General features: G+C 72.9%; 4 protein-coding genes. 1 reads left to right on the top strand and 3 read right to left on the bottom strand.

Features of this window, described 5'->3' with window-relative positions:
• Positions 1 to 896, bottom strand: an 896-nt coding sequence (rho, locus tag AOK24_RS42145; RefSeq protein ID WP_055725158.1) for a transcription termination factor Rho, incomplete at its 3' end; no start/stop codon positions are given.
• A gap of 445 nt (positions 897 to 1,341) precedes the next feature.
• Positions 1,342 to 1,725 (bottom strand): nuclear transport factor 2 family protein, encoded by a 384-nt coding sequence (locus tag AOK24_RS42140; protein WP_055725157.1) that lies wholly within the window; start codon positions 1,723 to 1,725, stop codon positions 1,342 to 1,344.
• A 54-nt stretch (positions 1,726 to 1,779) separates the two neighbouring features.
• Here AOK24_RS42140 and AOK24_RS42135 point away from each other — a divergent pair, with 54 nt between their 5' ends.
• Positions 1,780 to 2,559, top strand: a complete 780-nt coding sequence (locus AOK24_RS42135; protein WP_240554386.1) for a class I SAM-dependent DNA methyltransferase — start codon at positions 1,780 to 1,782, stop codon at positions 2,557 to 2,559.
• Here the strand turns inward: AOK24_RS42135 and AOK24_RS42130 are convergent.
• A complete protein-coding gene (locus AOK24_RS42130; protein WP_055725159.1) occupies positions 2,544 to 3,683 on the bottom strand; it encodes a serine hydrolase domain-containing protein in 1,140 nt (379 codons plus the stop codon). The genes AOK24_RS42135 and AOK24_RS42130 overlap by 16 nt on opposite strands.
• Positions 3,684 to 3,882 lie beyond the last annotated feature (199 nt).

The raw sequence follows: 3,882 nt of genomic DNA, 5'->3' as shown, positions 1-3,882 counted from the left end.
AGCTCCATGTTGCCGGTGCCCTTCAGCTCCTCGAAGTAGTAGTCGTCGGCCCGCGACCCCGTCTCGACCAGCGCGGTCGCCAGGATCGTCAGGGAGCCGCCCTCCTCCAGGGCGCGCGCGGCGCCGAAGAACCGCTTCGGGCCGAGCAGGGCGGCTGCGTCGACGCCGCCGCTGAGGGTACGGCCGTTGCCGGGGGCCGCGTTGTTGTGCGCGCGGCACAGGCGGGTCAGGGAGTCGAGGAGGATCACGACGTCCTCGCCGGCCTCGACGAGCCGCTTCGCGCGTTCGACGACCAGGTCGGCGAGCGCCGTGTGCTGGCGGGCCGCGCGGTCGAACGTCGAGGCGTACACCTCGCCGCGCACCGAGCGGCGCATGTCGGTGACCTCCTCGGGGCGCTCGTCGAGCAGGAGGACCATCAGACGGGCGTCCGGGTGGTTGCCGGCGACGGCCGCGGCGAGCTGCTGGAGCAGGACCGTCTTGCCGGTCTTCGGCGGGGCGACGAGCAGACCGCGCTGGCCCTTGCCGACCGGGGCGAACAGGTCGGTGACCCGGCCCGCGAGCCCTGACGCGGGGTGCTCCAGGCGCAGGCGCTCGTACGGGTGCAGCGGCGTCAGCTCGGCGAACGTGCGGCGTCGGGGCGCCTCTTCGGGCGTACGGCCCTCCACCGAGGTGACCTCGGTCAGGCCGCGCCGGTCGCGCAGGCCCTCCACGAGGTCGCCGCGGCGCAGGCCGTGACGGCGGATCAGCGCCGCCGGGACCTGCGGGTCGTCCGGTTCGGCCAGCAGGCCCGGGCCGCGCAGGTGGCCCTTCCCGCCGCCGTCGACGTCGAGGACGCCGGCCACGAGCCGGGCCGGGGGCTGCTGCTGGATCGGGGGGTGTTCGAGAGTGGTGGTCATGGAGGTCGGTCCTTTCGCGGACGGACGGGCATGTGGCATGCGGTGGGGAAGGAGAACGCCGCGAAGATTTCGGGAGGCGACACGCGCTCCCGGCGGCTGAGAGACACCCCGGCTTTCACGGGGCGGAGAAGAAGGGAATTCGCACCGGCGTCCGCGACGGGACGTACACGAGTGCTCTCCGCAATGTAACACCGGGAGTACCCGGGTCTGTCAACCCCGAATGGTTCCCGGGTATTCCCCGACCCCCACGAGCTCGGGCTTCGCCGCATGCCCTACGAGGGGCTCTTCGAACGGCACGCCGTGGTAGTGGCAGAGCCGGTGGTTGCCCCAGCGCATCCCCGTAGTGCGCGGCATACAGGACGCCCTCGACGACGGTGTGGAAGCCGGAGTCGAGGGCGTAGTGGGTGACGCGGCGCCCGGGCGGACGCCCGCAGCGACGGCGCGGTCAGCGGGCCGCGTCCGCCGCGATCTCCGCGAACTTGGCCTCCATGGCGACCTGGAGGGCCTGGGCTGCGGACAACGGCCGTACCATCACCATGAGTTCGTCGATCTGGCCCGACTCGTCGACGTGGATGAAGTCGCAGCCGGTCAGTTCGCGGTCGCCGACGCGGGCCGTGAAGATCAGGGCGTGGTCGGGGCCGTCGGTCAACTCGCGCTGGTAGCTGAGGCCTTGGAAGACCTGGGCGACGGCGCGGAGGATCGCGGCGGTGATGGGCTTGCCCCGGTAGGGCTTGTGGACGACCGGGCTGGTGAAGACGACGTCCTCGGACAGCAGCGCGACGGCGGCGTCCATGTCGCCGGACTCGACTGCCTCACGAAACGCGCGCACGGGCATCTCCCTCAGGTCAGGACAAGGACCGCCAGGATAGCTAGGGTGATCCGGATGTTCAGTCCCGAGGGCCCCCGTCTGCGTGAACTCGCCGTCCAGGCGCTGTCGTCCGTCGAGCACGGCTACGACCTGCTCGCGCCGAAGTTCGACCACACCCCGTTCCGTACGCCCGACTCCGTGCTCGACGCGACGGCCGAGGCGCTGAGGGGGATGGGCCCGTACGGCGATGGGCTGGACCTGTGCTGCGGCACGGGCGCGGGGCTCGGGGTGCTCGGCGAGGTGTGCGGGAGCGTGACCGGCGTCGACTTCAGCGCGGGGATGCTGGAGCGGGCGAAGGGGCGGGGCGCGCGGCTCGTGCGGGCCGACGCCAGGGCGCTGCCGTTCGTCGCGGGGTTCGATCTCGTCGTCAGTTTCGGGGCGTTCGGGCATTTCCTGCCCGGCGAGCTGCCGGGCCTGTTCCGCCAGGTGCACACCGCGCTGCGGCCCGGCGGAACGTTCGCGTTCCCCGTCGGCGCCCCGCCGAAGGCGTCGACTCCCGCGTACTGGGCGCTTCTTGGCTTCGACGGCGTCATGCGGGTCCGCAACGCGCTGTGGCGTCCCCCGTTCGTGATGTACTACCGGACCTTCCGACTCGCCGACGTACGACGGGAGTTGGAGCGCGCCGGGTTCGCGGTGAGCCTGCGCGCGCTGCCGGAGTTCGGGACGAGGGACGACGGGAGCCCGAGGGCGCGACTGGTCGTCGGCCACAAAGGCGGCCACAAAGACAGCCACGAAGGCAGCCGCAAAGACAGTGGCAAAGGCAGCCGCGTAGGCGTCGGTCACAGCGACGCGTAGACCGCCTCCACCAGCGCCAGCTTCCGCGGATCGTCCACGATGTGCGGCCCCATCCGGTTCATGACGTACCCCATCGACACCCCCGCCTCCGGATCCGCCAGCCCGCAGGACCCCCCGAACCCGTCGTGCCCGAACGCCCGAGGGTTCGGCCCGTACGACCCCCGCTCGCCGCTCAGCCACAGCCCGAGCCCGACCTCCGTGTCCCGGCCGAGCTGGGCCCCGAGGACCAGGTCGCGGCAGGCGCCCTGCCCCTCGCGGACCCGCTCGACGGCCGCGGGGGACAGGAGCCCCCGGTCGCCCGCGAGCAGCCCGTACAGCTCGGCGACGGCCCGCGCGGTGCCGTGGCCCCCGGCCGCCGGGATCTCGGCGGCGCGCCAGGCGGGCGAGTTGGCGGCGGGCGCGCCGACAGGCGGGTTGGCGAGTGCGGCGAGGGCGACCGGTGTCAACGAGGCGAGCATCGCGGCCTGTTGGGTGCTGGTCAGGGCGGGCGGCGCGACGAGTTCGGCGGCCCGGTCGGCGTCCTTCTCGGGCAGGCCGATGGTGAAGTCGATGGAGAGCGGGCCGGTGATCTCCTGTGCCAGGAAGGCGCTGGGGAGCCGGCCGGTGACGCGCCGGACGACCTCGCCGATCAAGTGGCCGAAGAGCAGGGCGTGATACCCGGAGACAGTGCCGGGCTCCCACAGCGGGGAGGCCGCCGCGAGCCGGGAGACGGTCAGCTCCCAGTCGTACAACTCGGTGACGCTGTGCGGGACTTGGAGACCGGCGAGGCCCGAGCGGTGGGACAGCAGGTGCCGTACGAGGACTCCCTCCTTGCCGTTCGCGGCGAACTCGGGCCAGTAGCGGGCGACTTCGGCGTCGAGGTCGAGGAGTCCGCGCTCGGCGAGGAGGTGGGCGCACAGGGAGGTCACGCCCTTGGTGGTGGACCAGACGTTGACGACCGTGTCCCGCTCCCAGGGCCGGGTGCGGGCGGCGTCGGCCCAGCCGCCCCAGAGGTCGGCGACCGGCCGCCCGGCCACGAACACGGTGACGGCGGCGCCGAGTTCGCCCCGCTCGCGGAAGTTCTCCTCGAACGCGGCCCGCACCGCGGCGAACCGGTCGTCGCAGTGGCCGTGCACCTCGGTCATGGGTCCTCCACAGGGGTTCGGGAAGCCGGGCACCCAGAACGTACCGACCGGTCGGACGGAGGGGAAGGGGCGGCTCCGGGAAAGATCCAGCCGGTAGAGCGCGTCGCCCGGCGACCGCCACGGGAGAGCCTCCGCCCCCTCGATCGTGTCGCCCGCCGGCCGCCACGGAAAGGTCCTCGCCCCCTCGATCGTGTCGCCC

The sequence above is a fragment of the Streptomyces niveiscabiei genome, assembly GCF_001419795.1.
Taxonomy (GTDB): Bacteria; Actinomycetota; Actinomycetes; order Streptomycetales; family Streptomycetaceae; genus Streptomyces; species Streptomyces niveiscabiei.
The sequence above is the reverse complement of the archived record's forward strand: the minus strand, read 5'-3'. Positions and strand labels throughout refer to the sequence as shown.

Coding starts and splice junctions, on each gene's coding strand:
- AOK24_RS42135 (WP_240554386.1), top strand. CDS start 1,780: ATGTTCAGTCCCGAGGGCCCCCGTCTGCGTGAACTCGCCGTCCAGGCG.
- AOK24_RS42130 (WP_055725159.1), bottom strand. CDS start 3,683: ATGACCGAGGTGCACGGCCACTGCGACGACCGGTTCGCCGCGGTGCGG.